Genomic DNA, 22,466 nt, shown 5'->3' with positions numbered 1-22,466 from the left:
CTGGCGTTTACTTTCAGGCGATACGCTGCCCGCGACCTCGATGTCCTTGACCGCACTCCGCACGCAGCCGACGGGCCCAGGCGTCCGTGGCCGATGCACGATCACCTCCGGGATGGCAAAAGCCCCATGAGCTGGTTCGAATCATTCGTCCTGGGACTCGTTCAGGGACTGACCGAGTTCCTGCCGATCTCCTCCAGCGCCCATCTGCGGCTGACCGCCGCGTTCGCCGGCTGGCACGACCCGGGGGCCGCCTTCACCGCCATCAGCCAGATCGGCACGGAGGCGGCGGTGCTCATCTACTTCCGCAAGGACATCGCACGGATCCTGTCGGCCTGGTTCCGCTCGCTGACGGACCGTGCGATGCGCAGTGACCACGACGCGCAGATGGGCTGGCTGGTCATCGTCGGCTCGATCCCCATCGGGGTGCTGGGCCTCACGCTCAAGGACCAGATCGAGGGTCCGTTCCGTGACCTGCGGCTGATCGCGACGACGCTCATCGGCATGGGCATCGTGCTGGGCATCGCGGACCGGCTGGCCGCGCGCGACGAGTCGGGCGGCAGACACCGCGTGGTGAAGGAGCGCAAGACGCTCAAGGATCTGGGCGTCCGGGACGGTCTGATCTTCGGTTTCTGCCAGGCGATGGCGCTCGTGCCCGGTGTCTCGCGCTCGGGTGCGACCATCAGCGGTGGTCTGCTGATGGGCTACACCCGTGAGTCGGCCGCCCGCTACTCGTTCCTGCTGGCGATCCCCGCGGTGCTCGCCTCGGGGGCGTACGAGCTCAAGGACGTGGGCGAAGGGCATGTCTCCTGGGGCCCGACGATCTTCGCGACCCTGGTGGCGTTCTTCGTCGGATACGCCGTCATCGCGTGGTTCATGAAGTTCATCACCACGAAGTCCTTCATGCCGTTCGTGATCTATCGGGTGCTGCTCGGCATCCTGCTGTTCGTGCTGGTGGGAGCCGGTGTGCTGAGCCCGCACGCGGGCGAATCCGGCGGCTGAACCAGGGCCGCACAGGTGGCGCTATCCAGCATTTCCTAGCGCCTGATTGCAGCACCACGCCATGATCATCTCCCACTCATCTCCCACCGGGGAGGCGGGAAACACCCTCGTAGGCTTAGGACGTGTGCGTCCGCAAAGTAGGGGATGACACGGAAGGGCCCGCACGGCAGTGCGAGCCCTTCCGTACAGAGGGTGGAGCGGGTCAGCTGAGGTTCATGTCCGGCATAGGCCGCACCTTCTCCGCTAGGAAACGCAGCCGCTCATCCACCGTGTCCCAGGCATCGCCGGTGAGGTCGGCCGGCCGTAGGGCCAGGCGTCCGCGTCCAGGGCGATTCGGGTGAACTCCGAGCTGTCGACCAGGTCCCGAGCGAGCCGGTCGAGGGCGCGGGCGGCCCGCACGTGGCAGGCCGCGTCCAGCACCAGTTGACGCTCCGCACGGCTCGGCAGAACCCGGAAACCAACCGCGGCACCGCCGTACGCCAGAGCACCACGTGCGGGGCCCCCTGACCTGTGAGGACAAGGACGGGGGGCTTCCACTGCGACCTCGACGACATCGCAAGCCTGGTGTCGGCCGACCTCGACCCGGCGCTCAAGCTGACGTGCACCACTCCTACGAAGCAGCTCGTCCATGGACCACGTCGTCCAGATGCACACCGAGATGATCACCGGCCTCCGGCTCCTCGGACCCACACGGGCCGAGTGAGAGGTCCGGTCGCTCGACTATGCTGACACCAGCGTTGCGCTGCGCCCGTGTCCGCGATCCGGGATGAGGGCCCCCGACCTCTTCGAGTCGCCTGGAGGAAGCCGTGACCGCCGAACTCCCCGACTGGATGATCCCGCCCAGGATCAGCGGCTGGGAAGCCGATGACCTCGACCACCTCGCCCAGGCACCGCGGCACACCGAACTCATCGACGGAGCCCTGATCTTCATGATGTCGCCGCAGCGGTCCTGGCACGCCCGGCTGGTGGAGAACCTGACCTTCGCCCTGCGCCAGGCCGCCCCCGTCGGGTTCGACGCCGAGCGTGAGATGACCGTCCGGCTCGACAAGAAGAGCCGCCCCGAGCCGGACATCCTGATCACAACCGCCCCGTACGACCCCGACCGGACCTGGTACGCGCCCGAGGACGTCATCCTGGTCATCGAGGTCGTCTCGGAGGAGTCGGCGGACCGCGACCGTTCCCTGAAGCCCTTCAAGTACGCACAGGCCAGGATCCCCCACTTCTGGCGCGTCGAGGACGAGACCGGCGCCCCCACCGTCCACACCTACGAACTCGACGTCATGACCAGCACCTACGTGGCCACCGGCATCCACCGCAACCGGTTGAAGGTATCCGTCCCCATCCCCCTCGACATCGACCTCGACAGCCTCGTGCCCTGACTCGCTGCCGGACGCCGGGCCACGGTTTCACGAGCTGCGAGCTGCCTCACGACCCCGCGAGGGCGAAGGCGAACGGTTCGCGGGGCTCGTAGCGGCCGGTCACATCGCCGACCAGGTTATCGGCGGTCGGGTCGAGGCGGGCGGCGCGGGTGACGTCGACGCGGTCGAGGCGGGTCCAGACGTTGTCGGGGCTGGAGGAGGACTCGAAGGCGTAGACGCGGTGAGTGAGGTCGGCGAGGGTGCGCCAGATGGTCATGGAGATGTTCGGACGGGCCGCCTCCGTCGTGCCCGGCAGCGGCAGGGCGCCGCCGAACACCTCGTACCGTTTCAGATGGTCCGGCTGCTGATCAAGCGGCGGGGGCGCGGGCCCGCCCGGGGCGCCGCGGTCGACCAGGACTGTCCCTTGAAGGTCTGGTTGATCGACTCGATGACCTGTCGCAGTGGCTTGAACAGATGCGCCCCGGCCCGCTCGGCTTCTCCCTTGCGGGCCGTCCGTAACAGCACCAGCTCACGCTCGGTCAGGTCCCGCTCGAACTCGCGGCCGTAGTAGTTCTTGTCACCGGTGATCGTCTGCCGGGAGTGGGAGGCCGTCACGTCCGGCGCGGTGTCGAGCATGTCGCGCAACGTCTCGCGCTCGTCGGCCTTGGCACCGGTCAGTGCGAACAGCACGGGCAGCCCGCCGATCGCGCACACCTGGTGCAGCCGTAGTCCCCAGAAGTACCGGGAGTGCGACGTGCAGTAGCCGTACTGCGCCCAGCCGGCCAGGTCGGAGCGCTTCGCGGTCTCTCGCGAGCAGCCACAGCCGACCGGGGTGGATTCGACTACACAGACATCGTCGCACCAGACGGCCCGGTCCGTCAGCGGCCAGAACACCCGCTCGGCTTGGGCCTTTTTCTTGGCGAACGGGTTGTCCTCGGCGGAGCTCCAGCCCGTCCGGCCCGACTTCGCGCTCACCCACCGGGTGGCGTAGACGTCCTCGCGGCCGGCGAACAGCGCCCGGAACAGGGCGATCTTCGCCTCCGTCCCGGAGGACGCGTCCGCGTACGGCAGCCCGTGGCCGCCTTCCGTGATGACCGGTGGGGGAGGCTCGGGGACCGGAGCCAGCGCCCGTGGCGCGTCGGGTGCGGGAACTCCCAGCCGGGTGCGCACTGCCGGTTCCAGGCGCGCGAACCGCGGGGCTTGTCCGTCCCCTTTCAGCCGCGTGGCCGGGGCCATTTCTCCCGCAGCCACGCCAGGTCGGTCTCGGTGCGGATGCGGGCCGCTCGCTCACGGGTGAACACCGCGTTCGTCTTGGTCAGGACCAGGGTGTAGGGGCGTCCCTGACGCCGGGTGGTGTGGGACACGGGCAGGCCGGCCAGATCGATACGGCTGTGGATGTGCCGGCGCCGGTCCTTCGCGAGTGGCCAATCCATGACCCGACGAGTGCGGGAGGTGAGGAAGGCGTCGAGGTCGGGGCAGAGGCCGCAGCCGGACCGGCAGGTACTGGCCGGGGTGAGTGACCAGTCGTCCGCCGCGCGTACGGGGCGGGTGACGGCCGCAGTGAGCCGGGCCTCGCAGTGGTCGGCGAGCGTCTGGAAGGCGTGGGCCGCGGGTGCCCCGTCTCGTACGGTCGACGGTCGGCGGGCCGCGGTGCGCAGGGCCGGGAGCAGGCATTCCAGGGCGGTGTCCGGCAGGCCGCGCAGCGCGGTGACGATCGTGCCGGCGGTTCTCGGGTCGCACGCCTGCAGGATGCGGGCCAAGGGAGCTCCCAGCCGTTCCATGCCCGCGCGGCGCTCCGCCTCGCGGCCCACGTCGAGCCAGCCGGTGAGCTGCTGCTCGGCCGCTTGCCAGACGCCCTCGACCAGCGGTGCCGCCACCGCGTCTCCGTCACCGTCAGCGGTCCGCAGCGCGGCGCAGAGGCCGGGCAGAGACTCCAGCCACGCTGCGCGATCCGCCCCGGTGTACGCGGCGACCGGGCCGAACCAGCTGCCGACGGCCCCGCGCGACCACGTCCGCCCGTACCGTGCGGCCGCTTCCGCGAGATCGGGGACGTGTCGCTCGCCCAGGGTCTCCACCCCGAAGGGCGCAAGGAGCATCGCGGCGGTGTCCGCTTCCTCCAGTCCCACCGCGACGTGCAGGGCGGCAGTGAAGAGTGGAGCGGCCGCTTCGCCCGAACCGCGATGCTTCCAGATCGGGGCGAGCGACCGGGCGAGCGCACGCGCCAGCTCCAACTCCCCGGTGTCCAAGTGGCCCTGGAGTTCTCGCAGGGCTCCCTCGGAGCCGGCCTCGGCGCGTGCCGCGAACGAGCGTTGCCGCGGCCAGAGCACCACTGCGGCCCGCCGGTACCAGCGGTCCAGGGTGTTGCCGTAGTTGCCCATGTAGCCCTCGTACTCGGACTGGTAGGGCGTGAGGTCCTTGTTCTCGGTGGTGGCGCACACCTCGGCGTAAGAGACGGGCAGGGAGATCTGCTCACCGTCGGCGCCGTCGGGGCGGGTCCACCAGTCGAGGGTGATCTCGTCGTCGATCAGGTCGCCCAGCTCGTAGTCGGAGAAGTCGCCACTGCGGCGGCGCTCGGCCCCGGGCTCCCCGTCGGGGTCGAGGAGGCACTCACCCACGCACTCCTCGTCCTCGCAGCCGTCGAAGTGCTCGACATCGCCGTAGTAGTCGTAGCGGTCGTAGGGCGGTACGGCGTCCCAACTCTCTTTCACCTCGGCCAATGCGAGGACCGCCTCGCAGCCTGCACGCCCGGCGGCCTGGCGGAGCCGGGTGGCACGCGTGGCGTCGGCACCCTTGAGGCGGTCCCAGTCCAGGCCACGCTGGGTGTACTCGTGGTCGAGGAGGTACACGAGGCGGTTCGGGGGCGCCGTTTTCTGGCGGCCGTAGGCGTAGCGCTCTTCGGCCGGCTCGGTGAAGTGTTCGGTCAGGCAGTGGGCCAGGTCGGCGGCCGGGCCGCCGTCGTCCTCGCCGGCCAGGCGGGTGCGTTCGGCGAGGAGGTTCATGGTGAGGGTGACGCGGTAGCCGGACTTGACGGGCTTGACCTCGTGCAGGCAGTCCGCGTAGAAGGCAGCGAAGGTCAGCTTCTCCCGGGACGCCCGGTGGACGACGCTCCGGCCGACGTGCGAGACGACGAGTTCACCGCCGGTGTGGTGCGAGGGCAGCGAGACCACCAGGGTGCCCACCATGGAGTCGTCCTTCTCGGAGTCCTGGTGCGGCAGGAAGAACTGGCCCTTGCCATAGACGAGCAGCGCGTGCGGTTCGGCCCGCAGGACGGTGGTGGGCGGCAGACCGAGCGCGGTACGGACGCCGTCGAGGACGACGCTCAGGGTGCGGTCCCAGTCGGGGCCGCCCAGGGCGATCCGGTCCGGGGTGATCTCCCAGGTATCGCGCACGCTGGTGTCGGCCAGGGTCTGCTCACCGCGGCCGAAGCGGGCCTGCCGGGCCTGCGCGATCAGCTTCTTGGTGACCGGAGCGCGCAACGGCAGGGGCAGCACCCCGACGCCGTCGACCTCGATCCGCAGCGCGCGGGCGGACATCTCGATGCGGGTACTGAAGTCCCCGCATCGCTCCGAGGCGTCGAGCAGCTTCGCCAGTTGCTTTCGTGCTCCGTGTCCCATGGTGTTTCGTTCCCCTGGTCGGCAGCGTGCCGTTACCTCTGTCCCGGAAACCCTAGCGCTGCGGGAAGTCCCTGTTCTCAGATGGCAGAACGGCCTTGACATCCGGGGCACCCGCGCAGGTTCAGGGAAGGCCCGGGACGGTGGGGCGTTCAGCGGGGTGATCAAGGGGGCGGTTCTGTTCCCTGTGGAGATCGACCTCAGCCGGATCTAGGGGCTGTGTGATGTTGTGATCAACCAGTGGCCGGCAGGAGATCATCGATCCAGATCATTGAGGCGCGGAGGTGGAGGCCGGCGAGGTAGCTCGCGGGTGTCTTGTCGAACCGGGTGGCGATGCCTCGCCAGGCCTTCAGCTTGTTGATCAGGCGCTCGACGGTGTTCCGCTCCTTGTGGAGGCGGGCGTCGTGGCTGACGGGCCTGCCGCCCTTGCTGCCCTTCTTCTTCCGGTTGGCGGCCTGGCTTCATGCCGTTCGTCATCTACCGCATCGTGCTCGGCATCGTCCTCTTCGTTCTGATCTGGGCCGGGGTGCTGAGCCCGCACGCGGGTGAGTCCGCAGGCGTCACTCCGTAGGTTTGTGCGCCCCGCCCGGGAGCAGCCGGGCGGGGCGATCCAGCAGCGCAGCAGCCAGCAGCGCGGACGGATGTCCTCACCCTACGGCGGGGGTCTGACAACGCCAGTGCCTGACTCTGTCCTTCGACCACCGGTGTTCGGTGACGCGTAGCTCAGGCGCACGGCGACGCCCGCCGCGGATGTGACACCCGCTGTTCAGGCTGCGGAGTGGCTGCCGGGTGTGTGGTGTTCCTCGCCGGGGGCGGAGTCGAGCTGTGTCCGCAGTCCTGCGAGTCCCTGGGCCAGAGCACCGCGTTCGCCGGGGGGCATGCCGGCGATGGCCTGGTGGAGCATGGCGTCGCGTTGTTCGCGGATGCGTTGCAGGTGCTCTCTGCCGGTGGGGGTGAGCCGGAGAATGATCTCGCGGCCGTTGTCCGGGCACGGTAGGCGTTCGAGGAAGCCGATGGCTTGGAGACGGTCGCACATCCGGGTCACGGTCGGAGGCGCGGAGGCAAGGCGTTGACACACGGTGCGCATGCGTACTCCCTCTCCACGGTCGACGACGTACATCAGGCGGAGCTGGGATGTGGAGCCGGGTGCTGTCATGCCGGTGGTCGCGTTTCTGGCGTGGTCCCACATCACGTCGAGAAGTTCGACGATGGAGCTCGCGGAGTGGGTGGCCTCCTGCCAGGCCGTGCTGGAGGCGGCCTCTGCTGCGGTCATGATTACCCGTCGGGTGTGTGCTTCTGCCTGGTGAAGGGCCGGGCAGTGGCTCAGGTGGTGCTGTCCGGTCCGGTGGGTCGGGCCGCCATGGCGCTTTCCCCGGTGATCGAGGGCGTCACGGATCCGGCCGGGGGCGGGGCTGTGAGGTGGTCAAGGGTACCGGTGAGGGTCAGGAGCCGGTCCAGTCTCGCGGGCCGGTCGTCCAGGTGCATCCGCACCCCTGCCTCGGTGGTACGGCGGCTGATCATCAGCAGGGCGCAGAGGCCCATGGAGTCGACGGCGCCGAGATCCGCGCATCCCAGGTACAGGTCGGTCAGGGCGGGCCGTGCGGTGAGCTGGGCGACGGCCTCCTGCACGAGGAGGTCGGCGTTGTCGTGGTCGAGGTCCCCGTGTAGCTCTATCCGGACGCTGTCCTGGGCGTCGACCGTGGTCAGCTCCAGGTGGTTGGGGTGTGTGGTCATGCGGTGTTCCCGGCGGCGGTGGAGTGGGCGGTGGTGAGGGTGTGTGTCCCGGACCGGAGGATGCGGGAGGCCCGGGGGAAGTCCATGAGTTCGCGGGCCAGGAGATCCAGGGCCGGCGGCAGACTCGACGCGGGAACGCCCCGGGCAACGAGGACCTCCGCGGTCCAGGCGATGAACCGGGTGAAGAGTGCCTCGTCGTCGAGGTAGAGGGCGGTGGCGAGGAACTCGACGATGTGCGCGAGATCTTCCGCGGTGCGCTCGCGCTGCAGATCGCTGTAGGCACGCATCGAGGGAAAGGCGTCTTCCAGTGCGGTGAGAACGTGACGCACGAGCGAGGCGCTGCTGCGGGAGACCACGGTGAACTCCTGGTCGGCCAGGTGCGGCAGGTCGTCGGACTGCTGATGGTCGGTCTCCGGCCTGGCAAGCGGCTCCTCGGCGAGGAGGTCGGCGGCGGCGCGGGCGTCGGGGGCCCAGGCGTCAGCGCCCAGCGGCTCCGCGTATCGACCCTCGGGCCCGAAGGCGGCGCCGCCGACGAGGACGGGGACGCCGACGGCCTGGCAGGCGGTGATCGCCGCGTGCGCGGTGGGGAGCCGGGTAGCGATGGAACTGGAGAGCGCGACCGCGTCGGCCCGGGTGTTGTGGAGGTGAACGATCAGGTGCGGGGTGGGGACCTGGGCGCCGAGATGGTCGACTCGCCAGCCGCGCAGCTTCAGGACTTCAGCCAGCAGGCGGGCCGGCAGCCCGTGCCATTCACCGTCCACACAGGCCACGGTGATCCGGCCCCGGGTGACAGCGGTGCGGGCGGCGGGGTGCACGCTCACCGCCGCGACGACCCGTTCGTTGATGGCGGTCGCCGCGTGCTCCTGGGCGACGCTGATCCTGTTGGCCGCCCATTCCTCACCGACGCGGCCCTGCACCCTGGCGATCACGTCCAGCAGGACGCTCTCGGGGTCGGCCCCGTCATCGAGCATGCGCAGCACGAGCTCTGCGGCCGCATGCTCGTCCGAGGTCGAGACGGCGTTCCACAGAAGCCTCGCCGACTCCTCCGCGTGCTCGGAGTGGGGAAGGCGGGGCGAGGTGCTCGTTCTCATGCGGTGAACCTGCCCCGGGTGTGCCCGTTCACCGCACTGAGGTGGTGGGTGCGCGGCGCGGAGATCACGACGACGGCCATGTCGTCGTGGGGCCGGTTGCCCAGCCACTGGGCGGCCAGCATCTGCACGTGCTCCACAATCCCCTCGGCCGGCATGCCCGCACATCCGGCGAGTGCGCGCTTGAGGCGCTCGTCCCCGAACAGGTCGTCGCCCATCGGGCCGCCCTTGGCCTCGGTGATGCCGTCGGTGTACAGGACGCAGGACTCCCCGGGGGCCAGCGACGCGGTGGTGGTGGTGGCGGAGACGTTCGGGATGGCCCCGATCAGGGTGCCGTGGGTGTCGGCTTCCTCGACGGTGCCGTCCGCGCGGACGATCAGCGGGCTGGGGTGGCCGCCGCTGGTGAGCTTGAGGTCCACCGCGCTGCCGCGGCGTACGGCGGAGGCCAGGACCATGGTCGCGAAGCGGGTGTGGTGGGAACTGAGCAACGCGGTGTTCAGCAGGCTGAGCATCCGCTGATGGTCATCGGCCAGTGGCAACAGGGCATGCAGCGTGTTGCGGATCTTGCCCGTCAGCACGGCGGCCTCCAGGCCCTTGCCGCACACGTCCCCGAGCGAAACCAGGGCTCCTGCGCCCTCGACGGTTGCCGGGTGCACGTCGTAGAAGTCACCGCCGATACGCTCATGGTCCGCCGAGGGCCGGTAGCCGCCGGCGAAATCCACTCCGGAGATCTGGTGCAGGTCCGGGGGCAGGAGTTCACGCATCAGCATGTCGCTGACCGTGCTCTGCTCCGCGTACAGCCGGGCAGCCGACATGGCCGCACCCGCACGGGCGGCGAACAACCGGGCGAAGGCCTCCTCCTCGTCGCTGAAGGCGGCGGTCTCCGTCGCTCGCAGCAGGATGAGCGCTCCGGCCGGGACGCCGTGCCCGGGCAGCGGGGTGATCACGATCGAGCCGACCGGCCCGAACCTCTCGGGCGTCATCCACCCAGGGGCCGTGGCCGGGTCGATCCAGCGCGAGGGCACCGGGGGGAACCCGCGCAGCGCCTCCGCAAGCCCCGGCACCTCGTCGAGGTCCACCGTCACCGTGGTCGTCGCGGGGGCACCGCCGCGCACGCAGGTCACCACCGGCAGCCGCTGACCGCGCGCCGGCGCGATCACGAGTGCCGCGTCGGCGAGGTTCTCGGCAGCCATGTGCGCGGTCCCGTCCATGCAGCGCCCGAGATTGAGGGAGGCGAGCAGAACGTTGGACGCCTTCGCGAGGAACGCGCTTCGCTCGCGCTCCCTGCGCAGAGCCTCCCGGGCAAGCTGATGGCCGGTGTCATCCACCAGCCACCACGCCACCGAGCCGTCGCCCCTCACCGTGGGGTGCGCCTCGAAGTGGCGCCCGCCGATGTCGCCGCGCAGTGTCAGTCCGGTCTCCGGGACGGGATGCGGACCGGGGGAGGCCAGCCTGGTGTGCGCGGCACAGAGCCACGCCGGAGCCACATCCACCAGGGATGTCCCGGGGGCTGCGGCCGGCAGAAGCGGACCGGCCGCGTCATTGCACCGCACCACCACGCCTTGGGCGTCAGCGACCAGCACCGGATACGGGGGCCGGCCCCACGGGGAGTCCGGCCGCGTGTCCGCAAGGGTTTGCGCTTGGGTGGAAGCCAAATATCGAGGACCCGCTGAGCGGACCCCTCACCTCATCAACTAGACGATTGCCTGAAGGCAACCATCCCTCACCCTGTCGCCGCCTGGCAACCCGCCCCCACTCCGTGCGGGTCCCCTGCGGAGAAGGTCGCAGGGTCTTCACCTGGCAACCACATGCCCCGTATCCGAAGGGCTAACGATCCCGTCCGCCGGAACGGCCGTGCCAGTCCAGACACATCACGAGGGAGTCGTCCGCGGCGGGACCGGATCCGCGGTGTCCCAGCAGTTCCTGCAGCATCACTCTGGGCACCTGCGGAGCAGGCAGCAGACGGGTGTTCCTGATCGACGCGGCGAGTGCGCGGAGGCTGTACTTCTCACCACCCGGGGACAGCGCGTCGTAGACGCCATCACTGATGAAGAGCAAACGGTCTCCGGGTTCGACCCGGAAGTGCTGCGGAACGTAGGCGGTGTCCTCGAACATGCCCAGGGGCGCCTGCTCCTCCAGCTCGATCGGCTCGACCACACCACCGCGCACCCGCCAGACCCGTGGTGAACCGGCATCGATGACCTCCACGCCCCCGGTCGGGAGGTGGAAGCGGAAGAGCAGGGTCGACAGATACTGGCTTCCCCCGTGCTGCCCGTACACCGCTTGATCGGCCAGGTAGGCCTGGTCGCTCAGGCTCAGGCCGGCGCGGCGGGCGTTGCGCAGCGCGTTGACGCAGAGGTTCGTCAGCAATGCGGCGTCGATGCCTTCGCCCATGCCGTTGCTGACCGTCACATACAGGTCGTCGGCCGACGCCGACCAGTCGAAGCTGTCGCCGAAGATGGCGTACGCGGGCTCCAGCTGGGCACCCAGACTGTACTCCGGCCGGGCACACGAGCGCCCGGGCAGTAGCTGCCACTGCATCTCGGCGGCCAGCGTCAGACGTTCTGCCCTCCGTGCCTGCAGGAAGAGGTCGGTGTCCCGCTCCGCGACGACCACCTCGTGCGCCAGGGCATCGGCGCATTCCCGCAGATCCTCCAGCACGTCCGCGGCCAGATCGGCGCCTTCTTCCACCCGCAGGGTGACGCTCAGGACACCCAACCGGTCTCCCCGGACGCTGACCGGGAGGTGAGCCGTCACGATGGACGCCGAGCGGTCGTACGCACAGTGCGGCTCCTGGGCACCGAACGCACGGCCCGGAGCACTGTCATGCACCGACACCGGTGGACGGGTGTGCGGAAGCATCCCGACGGGCTGCAGCCTCGTCATGGCGTAGTCCGCCACCAGCAGGTCCACCGCCCGGGCACCATGGCGGCGCTCGATCTCGGAGCGGATCACATCGAGAATCTCATGCGGCGCGGCCTCGCGCAGGGAGCGCTCGACCGCGCTGGGTCTGTCCACCGGTACCGGACCTGCTTTCTTGCGCACTTCTCCATCAGAGCGGCTGTCGGCAGCGACCAGCCGGAATGGGTACGAATGCCCCCACGGGAGTTTGGCATGCCTCGGGGCAGCCCACCGGCGGCAACGGGGCCGCCCGTTCCCCCAGACCATCGGCCGCTGGAGTGTCAGGGCAGCGACGGCGTCAGACCGGTGGCGGACAGCACCGCGTCGACCGTCTCGTCCACGGTCAGCTCCGCGCTGTCGATCCAGATCTTCTCGTCGGCCAGTTCGGTGCGCATCGCCGCGTCCAGCGGGGACCAGTCCGTCGTCAGCGTCTTGTCCCGGGCGAGGTTGCGCTCCATGGCCTTCGCCGCGCCCGGGTCCAGGACGACGCGGTGCAGCGGTGCGCCGGTGAGCCTGGCGCGGTAGAAGTCGAGGTGGGCGCGCCGTACGACGACGTCGTCGATGACCGGGAGGAAGCCCGCGGCGACGAAACTGTCCGCCAGCAGGCAGGCGTTGCGGGCCCGGAGGAAGATCTGCCGGTCCGCCTCCTCGTCCCGCTCGGGCGAGGGCCACCGGCCGCCGGAGACGATGAGTTCCTGGAGGGCGTCCACCTCGATGTGGGCCGAGGCGGCGAACCGGGCCGCGAGCGCCGCGGCGACCGTGCTCTTGCCGCTGCCGGGAATGCCGGTCAGCAGCACCGCGCCCGCCGCCGGTCCGGTGTCCACCGGCACTTCCGTCCAGCCCATGGCCGTACTCCTCGTTCAGTACACGTCACGCACGTATCTGCGGTCCGAGGCTAGCTGTTTCACCTGGGCGGCCGCGGCGTCGGGATCGAGGCCCCCGTGGGCGACGGCGATGTCGCGCAGGGCCCGGTCGACGTCCTTGGCCATACGGGAGGCGTCGCCGCAGACATAGAGGTGGGCGCCGTCCCGGAGCCAGGACCAGAGCTGGGCTCCGTGTTCGCGCATCCGGTCCTGGACGTAGACCTTGGCGCGCTGGTCGCGGGAGAACGCGGTGTCGAGCCGGGTGAGGGTGCCCGCGCGGCTCAGGGCGTCGAGCTCCTCGCGGTAGTAGAAGTCCGTGGCGCGGTGCTGCTCGCCGAAGAACAGCCAGTTGGCGCCGGAGTGTCCGAGCGCCCGGCGTTCCTCCAGGAAGCCCAGGAACGGGGCGACTCCCGTACCGGGCCCCACCATGATCATCGGGGTGGCCGGGTCGGCGGGCGGGCGGAAGCGGTCGTTGCGCTGGACGAACACCGGGACGGGGCTGTCCGGTTCGGCGTCGGCGAGGAAGGTCGACGCGACGCCCTTGCGCATCCGGCCGCGGTGGCTCTCGTAGCGGATCACGGAGACGGTCAGCCGCATCCGGTGGGGGTCCGCCAGCGGGCTGGAGGCGATGGAGTACAGGCGGGGCCGGAGCGGTCCCAGCACATCGGCCCACGCGGCTGCCGTGGCCCGTACCGGGTGTTCGGCCAGGACGTCGACGGCCTGCCTCCCCCAGGCCCACCGGTCCCGCTCGCCCTTGTTGTCGGGGCGCAGCAGCTTCTTCAGGAACCGGTCCCCCGTGTGGTCGGCGACCAGGCGAAGCAGGTCCGGGGTGATGCGGGCGATGTCGAGGTGGCGGTGCAGGGCTTCGTCGAGGGGCACCGGCCCGTGACCGGGTACGTCCACCTCGGCGGCGGGGTCGAGTCCGGTGACGGCGAGCCATTCGGCCACCAGGTCCGGGGAGTTGCGGGGCTGTACGCCGAGGGCGTCGCCGGCCGAGTACGTCAGCGGGGTGTCGGCGCCCCGCGTGTCGATCGTGAAAGCGCGGACCTCCTTCGTCGCGCCGGGCAGGCTCAGGAGGCGGTTCCCGGTGAGGAGGGCGGTCACGGGCGCGGCCCTGGAGGGGCGGGCGGCCGGCTTCTCACCCGGTGTCCCCGTCGCTTTCACGGGTGGCGTGGCCTCTGTCCGTGGCGCCGTCCCTTCCGGTGTCGTCGTCTCCAGTGCCGCTCGGACCTCCTTGAGCCACTGACCGAAGGGCTGTTCGTATTCCGGTTCGCAGTCGGTGCGCGGGACCAGCCGCTCCGCGCCCAGTTCGCCGAAGCGTTCGTCCAGACGGCGCCCGTGGCCGCAGAAGTCGTCGTACGAGGAGTCGCCGAGCGCGAGGACGGCGTAGCGGACGCCGTCCAGGCGCGGGGTTCCGGGGGCGTTCAGCGACTCCCAGAAGCCGGAGCCGTTGTCGGGTGCGTCGCCGTCGCCGAAGGTGCTGGTGACGACGAGGAGGTCGGCCGGGCTGGGCAGGGCGTCCGGCGTCCCGTCGTCCATGCCGAGGAGCGTGGTGCGGTACCCCTCGGCGGCCAGGGTCCGGGCGGCCGTCGCGGCGACCTCCTCGGCGTTGCCGGTCTGCGAGGCCCACAGCACGACGACCGGCCGGCCGTGGCCCTCCGGGGCGCTCTCCGGTGCTGCGGGCGCGCTCCCGGGGCCCGGGGCCGCCGGGAGCCGGGAGTAGGTGCCGGCCAGCACTCCGTTGACCCACAGGGCGTGGTCCGGGGCGAACGGGGCGCCGGCCGGAAGCACCGGGGTGCCGTCCGGCCGGGCGCCGAGGCCCGCCAGGAATCCGGCCAGATAGCGGCGCTCGGTGTCGGTGAGGACGGGCGGGGCGGTATCGGCGATACCCAGGGCGTCGGTCAGGCCCGAGGTGTCCGCGAGAGCGGGGACGGCGGTGAGCGCGGGGCGTCCCGCCTCGGCCGGGTCCTGGCTCACCGCGGGTGCGGCGACCTTCGCCAGCCGGACCGCGCACACCTTCAGTTCCGGCTGGAACGAGATCGGGTCGACCGCGTCGTTGGTCACGGCGTTCACGCCGAGGTACTCGCCGAACAGGTCGTTCCAGTGGAACGGGGCGAAGCACTCCCCCGCCCGGACCCGGTCGGTGATCCGGGCGGGGAGCACCGCGCGGCCGCGCCGCGAGGCGACCTCCACGCCGTCGTTCTCGGTGAGGCCCAGGGCCGCGGCGTCATCGGGGTGGATCTCCACGAACGGGCCGGGGTCCAGCCGGTTCAGCTTGCCGATCTTCCCGGTCTTGGTGAGGGTGTGCCACTGGTGCTGGAGCCGCCCGGTGTTGAGGACGAACGGGAAGTCCTCGTCGGGCATTTCGGCCGGCGGCAGGTGCGGGCGCGCGTGGAAGACCGCCCGGCCGCTCGGCGTGGGAAAGGCGAGCCTCGGGACGCTCCCGTCGGGCCGTACGGTCAGTTCCTGACTGACCCCGTCGTTGAGGTAGCGCACGGGGTTGCGGGCCGGGCCTTCGGCGTCGGCGCTCGGCCACTGCACCGGGGTCTCGCGCAGCCGCTCGTACGTCACTCCACGCAGGTCGTAGCCGGTGCGCGGGTTCCAGGCCCGCGTGATCTCCGCGAAGATCTCCTCGGCGCTCGTGTAGCCGAAGGCGTCCTCGTACCCCATGGCGCAGGCGACCGCCGCGATGATCCGCCAGTCCGGCCAGGCCTCCCCCGGCGGGTCGGTGGCGCGGCCGGAGAGGGTGAGGGTGCGCTCGGAGTTGATCATCACGCCCTCGGACTCGGCCCAGAGCGCGGCGGGCAGGACGATGTCGGCGTACGCGTTGGTCTCGGTGTCGGCGAACACGTCCTGGGTGACGACGAATTCGGCGGCTTCCAGGCCCTCGATGACGGTCCGGCGGTTGGCGACCGAGGCGACCGGGTTGGTGCAGATGATCCAGCAGGCCTTGATCTCCCCCTCGGCCATCCGCGCGAACATGTCGACGGTGCCGCTGCCCGAGCCGTCCGCCCGCAGGGTGCCGGGCGCGATGCCCCACAACTCCTCGGTGAAGGCGCGCTCCTCGTCGACCAGGACCGATCGCTGGCCGGGCAGCCCGGGGCCCATGTAGCCCATCTCGCGTCCGCCCATGGCGTTGGGCTGTCCGGTGAGCGAGAAGGGGCCGCTGCCGGGGCGGCAGACCGCTCCGGTCGCCAGGTGCAGGTTGACGATCGCGTTGGTGTTCCAGGTGCCGTGGGTGCTCTGGTTGAGGCCCATCGTCCAGCAGCTCATCCAGTCGCCCGCCTCGCCGATCCAGCGGGCCGCCTGCCTGATGTCGGCCTCGGGAATGCCGGTGATCTCCGCCACGGCGGCGGGCGGGTAGTCGCGGAGGAAAGCGGGCATCGCCTCCCAGCCCTCGGTGTGCTCGGCGATGAACTCGGGGTCGGTGTGCCCGTTCTCGACGAGGAGGTGCAGCAGTCCGTTGAGGAGCGCCAGGTCGGTGCCGGGCCGGATCCGGAGGTACAGGTCGGCCTTGGCCGCGGTGGCGTTGCGCCGCGGGTCGACGACGATCAGCTTCGCGCCGGCCTTGACGCGCTCCATCATCCGCAGGAAGAGGATCGGGTGGCAGTCGGCCATGTTGGCGCCGGTGACGAGGAAGACGTCGGCGTGGGCGAAGTCCTCGTAGGAGCCGGGCGGCCCGTCCGCGCCGAGCGACAGCTTGTAGCCGCTGCCCGCGCTCGCCATGCAGAGCCGGGAGTTGGACTCGATGGTGTTGGTCCCGATGAAGCCCTTGGCCAGCTTGTTGGCGAGGTACTGCGCCTCCAGCGTCATCTGGCCGGAGACGTAGAGCGCCACCGCGTCCGGGCCGTGGGTGTCCAGCACCGACCGCAGCCGGCGCGCGGTCTCCGCGATGGCGGCGTCCCGGGCGAGCGGGGCGGGCTGCTCGCTGCGGTCGGGGCGGGCCAGGGCGGTGGTCAGACGGCCGGGGGCGGCGAGGAGGTCCGCGCCGGTCGCGCCCTTGGTGCACAGCCGGCCGGCGTTCGACGGGTGCTCCTTGTCCCCCGAGGCCTTCACGACGGTGCGGCGGCCGTCGGCGCCGGTGGCGATGTCGAGGACGATCCCGCAGCCGACACCGCAGTACGAGCAGACCGTGCGCACCCGGTCGGTGGCGGGAGCGTCCGGCGGCGGGATCGGCACGGTCATGGGGGCCCTTCGGGGGCGGGCGTTCCCGGAGGGACGCGGGGCGGGCGGCGGTCGCCCCCGAATCTAGGAAGGGCCCGTTACCCGGGGATGACACCGGGCGAACAACGCTGGTTACGTCGCCTGCACACCGCCCGGAGGCCGCCGGTGAGGCTCCCCGGTGACGCAGAGTGAAGCATTGCGACAGGTGGTGACGGGTGCCGATCGCACCGGCCCCGCCGGTGAGGCTCCCCGCTCGCGGTGGTGACGGGCGGTGATCTCCGGCATCGGTCGGTGATCGCGCGGGAACTTCCCGGCCGGGGCGGCCGACTACTGGAGGGACGCCGGGTGCGGGAGACCCGCCCGGTGGCGGAAACGCCGGCCGGTGACGCGACACGGCCGCCGGGGCGACGGCAGCAGGACACCCACGGGGCCCCCGGGCCCGGGAGGAGGCCGCGAGGCATGCACTGGTACGAGGACGACGCGCTCTGGTCCGATTTCGCCCCGACGATGTTCCCGCCGGCGCGGGCCGAGTCCGCGGCCGCCCTGGTCGCGTCCTCCCCGCTGCTGGACTTCCCACCGGGTGCGAGAGTCCTGGACCTGTGCTGCGGGCCGGGTCTCTTCGTGGTGCCGCTGGCGGGGCGCGGGTACGAGGTCACGGGGGTCGATCTGTCGCCCTCGATGCTCGGGAGCGCCCGCGCCGCCTGCGAGGCGGCGGGCGCCGAGGTCCGGCTGGAGCGCGCCGACATGCTCACGTACCAGGAGCCGGGCACCTTCGACGTGGTGCTGAACGTCTTCACCTCCTTCGGCTACTTCGACGAGGCCGAGGACAACCTCCGGGTGCTGCGCAACGCGTACGAGAGCCTCGCGCCGGGCGGGCAGCTCCTGGTGGACGTGATGGGCAAGGAGGTGCTGGCGGGCTGGATCGGACGGCCGAAGGCGGTCGACCTGCCCGACGGCGCCTATGTCGTCCAGCGGGACACCGTCCTCGACAGCTGGCGGCGGCTGCGCACGGACTGGACGCTGGTGCGCGGCACGACGGCGCGCACCGCTTCCATCACCTCCTGGCTCTACTCGGCGGCCGAGCTGCACGCCCTCTTCGAGACCGCGGGCTTCACCGACGTGGAGTGCTTCGGCGGGTTCGACGCGTCCGGCTACGGCCAGCGCTCGGACCGGCTGATCGTGCGCGGGCGGCGCGGGTGAGGGCCGGGGCGGACGCCCGTCCGCGCACCACCGGTTCCGACACCCGCCCGCGTCAGGCGGCCGCGACGGTCCACGAGCACATCACCGACGCGGTGAAGACCCCGGACCTGATCCGGCTGACCGGCGATCTCGTCCTCGCCCGCTTCGAGACGATGAAGGTGTACGCGGCGCTCGGCGCGGTCCGCTCGCTGCTGCGCCGGGGCCGGGTGGTCCCCGGACAGACCCTGGTCGACAGCTCCAGCGGGATCTACGCGCTGGCGCTCGCCATGGCCTGCCACCGCTACGGGCTGCGCTGCCACATCGTCGCCTCCACCACCGTGGACGCCACCATGCGGGCCCAGCTGGAGATCCTCGGCGCGACGGTCGACGCGATGCCGCCCTCGCAGAGCCTTCGCCTGGACCAGGAGCTGCGGGTGCGCCATGTGCGCCGGCTGCTGACCGAGCGGCCGGACTTCCACTGGATGCGGCAGTACCACGACGGGGTCCACCACGAGGGCTACCGGGAGTTCGCGGAGCTGCTGGCCGGGGCTCTGCCGGAGGGGCCGCTGACCGTGGTGGGGGCGGTGGGCACGGGTGCCTCGACCGGAGGGCTGGCCCGCGCGCTGCGGGAGTCGGGGCGGTCGGTGCGGCTGGTGGGCATCCAGCCGTTCGGCAGTGTGACCTTCGGGAGCGAGCGGTTCGAGGACCCGGAGGCGATCATCGCGGGTATCGGGAGTTCCATCCCGTTCGGGAACGTCCGGCACGAGCTGTACGACACCGTCCACTGGATGGACTTCCGCCATGCGATGGCCGGGGCGGTCGGACTGCTGCGGGAACACGCGGTGTTCGCGGGCCTGTCCACCGGCGCGGCCCATCTGGCGGCGTCCTGGGAGGCGGCCCGTGATCCCGGGCGGCTGCATCTGGTGCTGGGCGCCGACACCGGACACCGGTACGCGGAGCGGGTGTTCGCCCGCCATGCCGAGGCCCTGGACCCGGCCGGGCTGCGGCCCCGGACCATCGTCTCGCCGGCCGGCCTGCGGCCGCCGTGGTCGGTGATGGAGTGGGCCGGGCGCGCCGCTCCGGAGGCCGCCAGGACCGACGAGGGCGACAGGACCGACGAGGGCGATGCCCCCTCCCCCGTACCGACCGTGGAGCTGCTGCCATGACGATCGCCGCACTGGAGTCCCTGTCCTTCGGTCTGGGCCGGATGGCGGAGGCCGCCGCCGACGTCGGGCATCGGCTGTGCCTGCTGGCCGGCGACCGCTCGGTGTACCGGCACGAGCTGGCGGTTCTGCCGCCGGACGCGCTGGACGTCGTGGACGTCGACACGCAGGATCCGGAGGCCGTGCGCCGGGCACTGGCCGTCGTGCCGGACCTGGCCGGGCTGATCAACACGACGGACACCTGGAGCCTGCCGGCCGCCGAGCTGGCCGCTGAACTCGGCCTTCCGGGGCCGGACCCGGAGACCGTACGGCTGCTGCGGGACAAGCGCCGGGTCCGGGAGACGCTGTACACGCACGGGCTGAGCCGCGGTACGGCCGTAGCCGTCCCGCCGGGTCCCGAAGGCGCCGGGGAGGTGCTGCGGGCAGTGGGGCTGCCCGCGGTCGTGAAGGACTCGGCGGGCACCTCCTCCCGCCATGTGTGGATCGCGCACGACGAGGAGGCCCTGCACCGGGCGCTGGCGGAGGCGGGCCGGCAGCGCCTGACCGGCGCCCTGTTCGCCGAGGCGTTCCTGGCCGGTCCGCTGTACAGCGCGGAGACCCTCAGCTGGGACGGGACGACCCGGCTGCTCGGGGTGCTGAGCCGTCAGACGTCCCGGGCGGCGGTCGTACGGGAGGAGGCGGCGGCGTTCCCGGTGGCGCTGCCCGAGGAGGAGCGGGCCGGGATCGAGGCGTGGGTGGGCCGAATCCTGGCGGCGGCCGGGCACGAGCGGGGGTTCGCCCACGTGGAGTTCATCCTGACGGCGGACGGCCCGGAACTGGTGGAGATCAACCGCAGGATCGGCGGAGCGCTGGTCGGCGAGGTGCTGTGCCGGACACTGCGGACCAATGTCTACACGGCGATGATGGACGAGGCGCTCGGCCGCCGCCCGGAGCTGCTGAACGCACCGCTCGACGCCGAAGGACCCGCGTACGGCTTCGTCCTGGTGTACGCGGAGCGGCCCGGAGTACTGAAGGGCTGGCTCGGCCTCGACGAACTCGCCGCGTTCCCGGGGGCGGTGGAGTGGTTCCCGGTCCGCGAGCCAGGCGAGAGCGTGGTCCACGTCGGCGACCAGCGGGGCTGTACGGGCATGGTGCTGGCCGAGGCGCCGACGGCGGAGCTGGCCCAGCACCGGGCGTGGAGCGCGGCCGTCCGGGTCCGCCCGGTCGTCGCCGTCGGCACCGCGTGAGCCCGGCGAGGTGACCGTTCGGCGGACGGGCGGGGCGCCGGAGACAGGGGCGGACCGTGGGCGCACGGCCCGGCCGCCGCTCACCGGCCCCCAGCGGTTCCTGCTGGCGGGCTCGTTCCTGATCACGCTGGGCAGCTTCGCCGTGCTGCCCTACATGTCGGTGCTGCTGCACCAGCGGCTCGGCCTCGGAATCGGCACGGTCGGCGTCGTGCTGGCCGTCGCCTCGCTGATCCAGTTCGCCGGTGGCGTGGCCGCGGGGCCGGTGACCGGGCGGATCGGGCTGCGGCGCGCGATGCTGCTGGCGCTGGCGCTGCGTACGGCGGGATTCGCCGCGTTCGTCCCCGGGCCGACCAGTTGGGTCCTCGCGGTCGGGGCGCTGCTGCTGGTGTCGGCGGGCGCGGCGCTGTATCTCCCGGCGAACAAGGCGTACCTGGTGGAAGGGGCTTCCGAGGTCGCCAGGCCCCGGCTGCTGTCGGCGAGCGGTTCGGCGTTCAACGCGGGGATGGCTCTGGGCCCGCCGGCCGCCGCACCCCTCGTCATGGGCTCCCCCGGAGTGCTGTTTCCCTGCGTCTGCGTGCTGTTCGCGCTCGTCGGCGCCGGGCACGCGCTGCTGCCGCGCGAGGCATCGGACCGGGGTGGCGGGCGGCCGGCCGCCACCCCGGTCCGTGGCTCCGTCGCGCCGCCTTCCGGGCCCTCTCCGTTCCTGGTGACCGTGCTGAGTGTGTACGCGTTCATGTTCTTCCAGCACTATCTGGCCCTGTACGCGGTCCCCCGGACGTCGGCGGCCTTCTACGGGGCCGTCCTGACGGGGTACGCGGCTCTCCTCGTCGTCGCCCAGCCGTTGCTGGCGGAACGGGTCGCCGCTCTGAGCTACCCGGCCGCGCTGCGGATGGGCTTCGGTGCGATGGCGGCGGGCATGGCGGCGATCGGAGCCGGGGGGCACGCGGGGATCGCGGTGGGCGGGGCGCTGCTGTGTCTCGGAGAGATCGTGCTCTTCCTCAAGAACGACCTGGAGGCGCTGGCCCGTTCGACGGCTGCCCCGGCGAGCGTGTTCGGGCGGCAGCGGCTGGCGGCGGGCATCGGCGCGTTCGCGAGCGGGGTGGTGGGCGGTCAGCTGTACGGGGCGGCGGAGTCGGCGGGCTCGGCCCGGGGGTTCTGGGCTGCGGTCTGCCTCCAGTGCCTGCTGCTGCCGGTGTTCCTGCTCCGCCGTCGGAGGGCGCCGGCCCGCCGGCGTACCGCCCGGGACCCCGACGGATCCCGGGCGGCCGCCGACTAGGGAATGTTTCGAAAGTCCCACCTGCTAGGCGGCGTCGGGTGCGGGTTCGGCGGGGTCCGCCCGCCACTGTCCGGCGAGTTCGCGGCGGGCGCGCGCCACGCGGGAGCGCACCGTGCCGATCGGGCAGCCGGCAACGGCCGCGGCCTCCTCGTAGGACACGCCCAGCAGTTGGGTGAGGACGAACGCCTGGCGGCGCGCCGGGTCCAGCCTCCGCAGGGCGTCCAGCACCGCCGCGGACTCATCGAGTCCGGGCAGGTGGCGGGGCTGGGCGCGTTCCGCGGCGGTCTGCCAGTCCGCGGTGTCGGCGGTCCGGGGACGTACGGCTGCCGCCCGGTGCCGGTCGATGACGACGCGCCGCGCGATCGACATCAGCCAGGTCCGGGCGCAGGAACGCCCCGCGAACCGGGCCAGCCCGCTCATCGCCCGGAGGTAGGTCTCCTGGGCCAGGTCGTCGGCCCCCGGGACGTCGGCGCTGAGGTAGGCGACGAATCTGCGGACGTCCTCGTAGGTCGCCCGGACGAAGCGGTCGGCGGCCTCCCGGTCGCCGCCGCCCGCGGCCAGCGCCCAGTCGGTGATCTGTCCGTCGTTCTGCCGGGACGCCGGGACGCGAGGGCGGGGCGGGCGGGTGGCGGACACCCGGAGGGCGGGCGTCCGGGAGGCGGGCTCCCGGACGGGGGGCGCGGCGGCCGGCGGCGCGGCGACGGCAGGCGGGCGCACCACGCCCGGCGGCCGGTTGACCGGTAGTGCGGCGGCAGGTCGTACGACGGCCGGTAGTGCGGGAGCAGGAAGTGTCACAGCGTTCCTTCGCGTCCTTGCGGAGCCGCGGCAGCGGGCACCCGGCTCCGGTGACCGGTCCCGGGCGCCGCCGGGGGCGGCCCGGAGAACCGGCATGCCTGTCACGGGT

17 protein-coding genes and 4 pseudogenes are annotated in these 22,466 nt (G+C 71.8%); 7 read left to right on the top strand and 14 right to left on the bottom strand.

The genetic code is table 11. The features are described from left to right. Nucleotides 1-126: 126 nt before the first annotated feature. A complete protein-coding gene (locus tag IG90_RS0112445) occupies nucleotides 127-999 on the top strand; it encodes an undecaprenyl-diphosphate phosphatase (RefSeq protein ID WP_030582113.1) in 873 nt (290 codons plus the stop codon). 243 nt (nucleotides 1,000-1,242) lie between these two features. Here the strand turns inward: IG90_RS0112445 and IG90_RS44290 are convergent, their stop codons facing one another. Then, on the bottom strand, nucleotides 1,243-1,419 hold the full coding sequence (locus IG90_RS44290; RefSeq protein ID WP_157846312.1) for a hypothetical protein: 177 nt from the start codon (nucleotides 1,417-1,419) through the stop codon (nucleotides 1,243-1,245). Between the two features lie 410 nt (nucleotides 1,420-1,829). On the opposite strand from IG90_RS44290, the gene IG90_RS0112435 reads away from it, so the two are divergent. Next, nucleotides 1,830-2,378, top strand: coding sequence for a Uma2 family endonuclease (locus tag IG90_RS0112435; RefSeq protein ID WP_411572623.1), 549 nt, complete (start codon nucleotides 1,830-1,832; stop codon nucleotides 2,376-2,378). A gap of 46 nt (nucleotides 2,379-2,424) precedes the next feature. On the opposite strand, the gene IG90_RS0112430 is transcribed toward IG90_RS0112435, so the two are convergent. The 5 genes and pseudogenes from IG90_RS0112430 to IG90_RS41820 all read right to left on the bottom strand — a co-directional run. Next, nucleotides 2,425-2,694, bottom strand: coding sequence for a hypothetical protein (locus tag IG90_RS0112430; protein WP_030582107.1), 270 nt, complete (start codon nucleotides 2,692-2,694; stop codon nucleotides 2,425-2,427). A gap of 80 nt (nucleotides 2,695-2,774) precedes the next feature. Next, a pseudogene (locus IG90_RS47070) lies at nucleotides 2,775-3,233 on the bottom strand (transposase); the annotation flags it as partial. 36 nt (nucleotides 3,234-3,269) lie between these two features. Next, nucleotides 3,270-3,593: pseudogene (locus IG90_RS47065) on the bottom strand (TOTE conflict system archaeo-eukaryotic primase domain-containing protein); the annotation flags it as partial. Continuing rightward, nucleotides 3,572-5,971: a 2OG-Fe(II) oxygenase gene (locus IG90_RS0112420; RefSeq protein ID WP_030582102.1), complete on the bottom strand. Its 2,400-nt coding sequence runs from the start codon at nucleotides 5,969-5,971 to the stop codon at nucleotides 3,572-3,574. The pseudogene IG90_RS47065 and the gene IG90_RS0112420, both read right to left, overlap by 22 nt. A gap of 230 nt (nucleotides 5,972-6,201) precedes the next feature. Next, nucleotides 6,202-6,426, bottom strand: a pseudogene (locus IG90_RS41820) (hypothetical protein); the annotation flags it as partial. A 2-nt stretch (nucleotides 6,427-6,428) separates the two neighbouring features. On the opposite strand from IG90_RS41820, the pseudogene IG90_RS41815 reads away from it, so the two are divergent. After that, nucleotides 6,429-6,539: pseudogene (locus tag IG90_RS41815) on the top strand (undecaprenyl-diphosphatase); the annotation flags it as partial. Between the two features lie 195 nt (nucleotides 6,540-6,734). Here the strand turns inward: IG90_RS41815 and IG90_RS0112410 are convergent. From IG90_RS0112410 to IG90_RS0112380, 7 genes are all read right to left on the bottom strand, one after another. Further along, nucleotides 6,735-7,241, bottom strand: coding sequence for a MarR family winged helix-turn-helix transcriptional regulator (locus tag IG90_RS0112410; RefSeq protein WP_030582099.1), 507 nt, complete (start codon nucleotides 7,239-7,241; stop codon nucleotides 6,735-6,737). A 50-nt stretch (nucleotides 7,242-7,291) separates the two neighbouring features. Further along, nucleotides 7,292-7,702 (bottom strand): STAS domain-containing protein, encoded by a 411-nt coding sequence (locus IG90_RS0112405; protein WP_030582096.1) that lies wholly within the window; start codon nucleotides 7,700-7,702, stop codon nucleotides 7,292-7,294. Next, nucleotides 7,699-8,793 (bottom strand): cobalamin B12-binding domain-containing protein, encoded by a 1,095-nt coding sequence (locus IG90_RS0112400; protein ID WP_030582092.1) that lies wholly within the window; start codon nucleotides 8,791-8,793, stop codon nucleotides 7,699-7,701. The genes IG90_RS0112405 and IG90_RS0112400 overlap by 4 nt, the downstream gene beginning before the upstream one ends. Continuing rightward, nucleotides 8,790-10,373 (bottom strand): PP2C family protein-serine/threonine phosphatase, encoded by a 1,584-nt coding sequence (locus IG90_RS0112395; RefSeq protein WP_030582089.1) that lies wholly within the window; start codon nucleotides 10,371-10,373, stop codon nucleotides 8,790-8,792. Before IG90_RS0112395 ends, IG90_RS0112400 begins: the two co-directional genes overlap by 4 nt. Nucleotides 10,374-10,617: 244 nt before the next feature. After that, nucleotides 10,618-11,808 (bottom strand): PP2C family protein-serine/threonine phosphatase, encoded by a 1,191-nt coding sequence (locus IG90_RS0112390; protein WP_030582086.1) that lies wholly within the window; start codon nucleotides 11,806-11,808, stop codon nucleotides 10,618-10,620. 164 nt (nucleotides 11,809-11,972) lie between these two features. Beyond that, a complete protein-coding gene (locus tag IG90_RS0112385; RefSeq protein ID WP_030582083.1) occupies nucleotides 11,973-12,536 on the bottom strand; it encodes an AAA family ATPase in 564 nt (187 codons plus the stop codon). 15 nt (nucleotides 12,537-12,551) lie between these two features. Next, nucleotides 12,552-16,739 carry a bifunctional nitrate reductase/sulfite reductase flavoprotein subunit alpha gene (locus IG90_RS0112380; protein WP_030582080.1) on the bottom strand — a complete coding sequence of 1,396 codons (4,188 nt, stop codon included), beginning with the start codon at nucleotides 16,737-16,739 and terminating at the stop codon, nucleotides 12,552-12,554. Nucleotides 16,740-17,177: 438 nt separating this feature from the next. Here IG90_RS0112380 and IG90_RS0112375 point away from each other — a divergent pair, with 438 nt between their 5' ends. The 4 genes from IG90_RS0112375 to IG90_RS0112360 are packed head-to-tail and all read left to right on the top strand — an operon-like array spanning nucleotide 17,178 to nucleotide 21,562. Next, nucleotides 17,178-17,918, top strand: a complete 741-nt coding sequence (locus IG90_RS0112375) for a class I SAM-dependent methyltransferase (protein WP_030582077.1) — start codon at nucleotides 17,178-17,180, stop codon at nucleotides 17,916-17,918. After that, nucleotides 17,915-19,063 carry a pyridoxal-phosphate dependent enzyme gene (locus tag IG90_RS0112370; protein WP_030582073.1) on the top strand — a complete coding sequence of 383 codons (1,149 nt, stop codon included), beginning with the start codon at nucleotides 17,915-17,917 and terminating at the stop codon, nucleotides 19,061-19,063. The genes IG90_RS0112375 and IG90_RS0112370 overlap by 4 nt, the downstream gene beginning before the upstream one ends. Further along, entirely contained in the window at nucleotides 19,060-20,286 is a 1,227-nt protein-coding gene (locus tag IG90_RS0112365) for an ATP-grasp domain-containing protein (protein ID WP_030582069.1), read from the top strand. Before IG90_RS0112370 ends, IG90_RS0112365 begins: the two co-directional genes overlap by 4 nt. A gap of 10 nt (nucleotides 20,287-20,296) precedes the next feature. Further along, nucleotides 20,297-21,562 (top strand): MFS transporter, encoded by a 1,266-nt coding sequence (locus IG90_RS0112360; protein ID WP_030582066.1) that lies wholly within the window; start codon nucleotides 20,297-20,299, stop codon nucleotides 21,560-21,562. A 24-nt stretch (nucleotides 21,563-21,586) separates the two neighbouring features. Here the strand turns inward: IG90_RS0112360 and IG90_RS0112355 are convergent, their stop codons facing one another. Next, entirely contained in the window at nucleotides 21,587-22,198 is a 612-nt protein-coding gene (locus IG90_RS0112355; protein ID WP_030582063.1) for a sigma-70 family RNA polymerase sigma factor, read from the bottom strand. Nucleotides 22,199-22,466: the final 268 nt, after the last annotated feature.

Origin of the sequence: Streptomyces anulatus (genome assembly GCF_000721175.1) — a bacterium.
GTDB lineage: Bacteria > Actinomycetota > Actinomycetes > Streptomycetales > Streptomycetaceae > Streptomyces > Streptomyces anulatus_C.
This window is presented reverse-complemented; position numbering and strand designations above follow the sequence as displayed.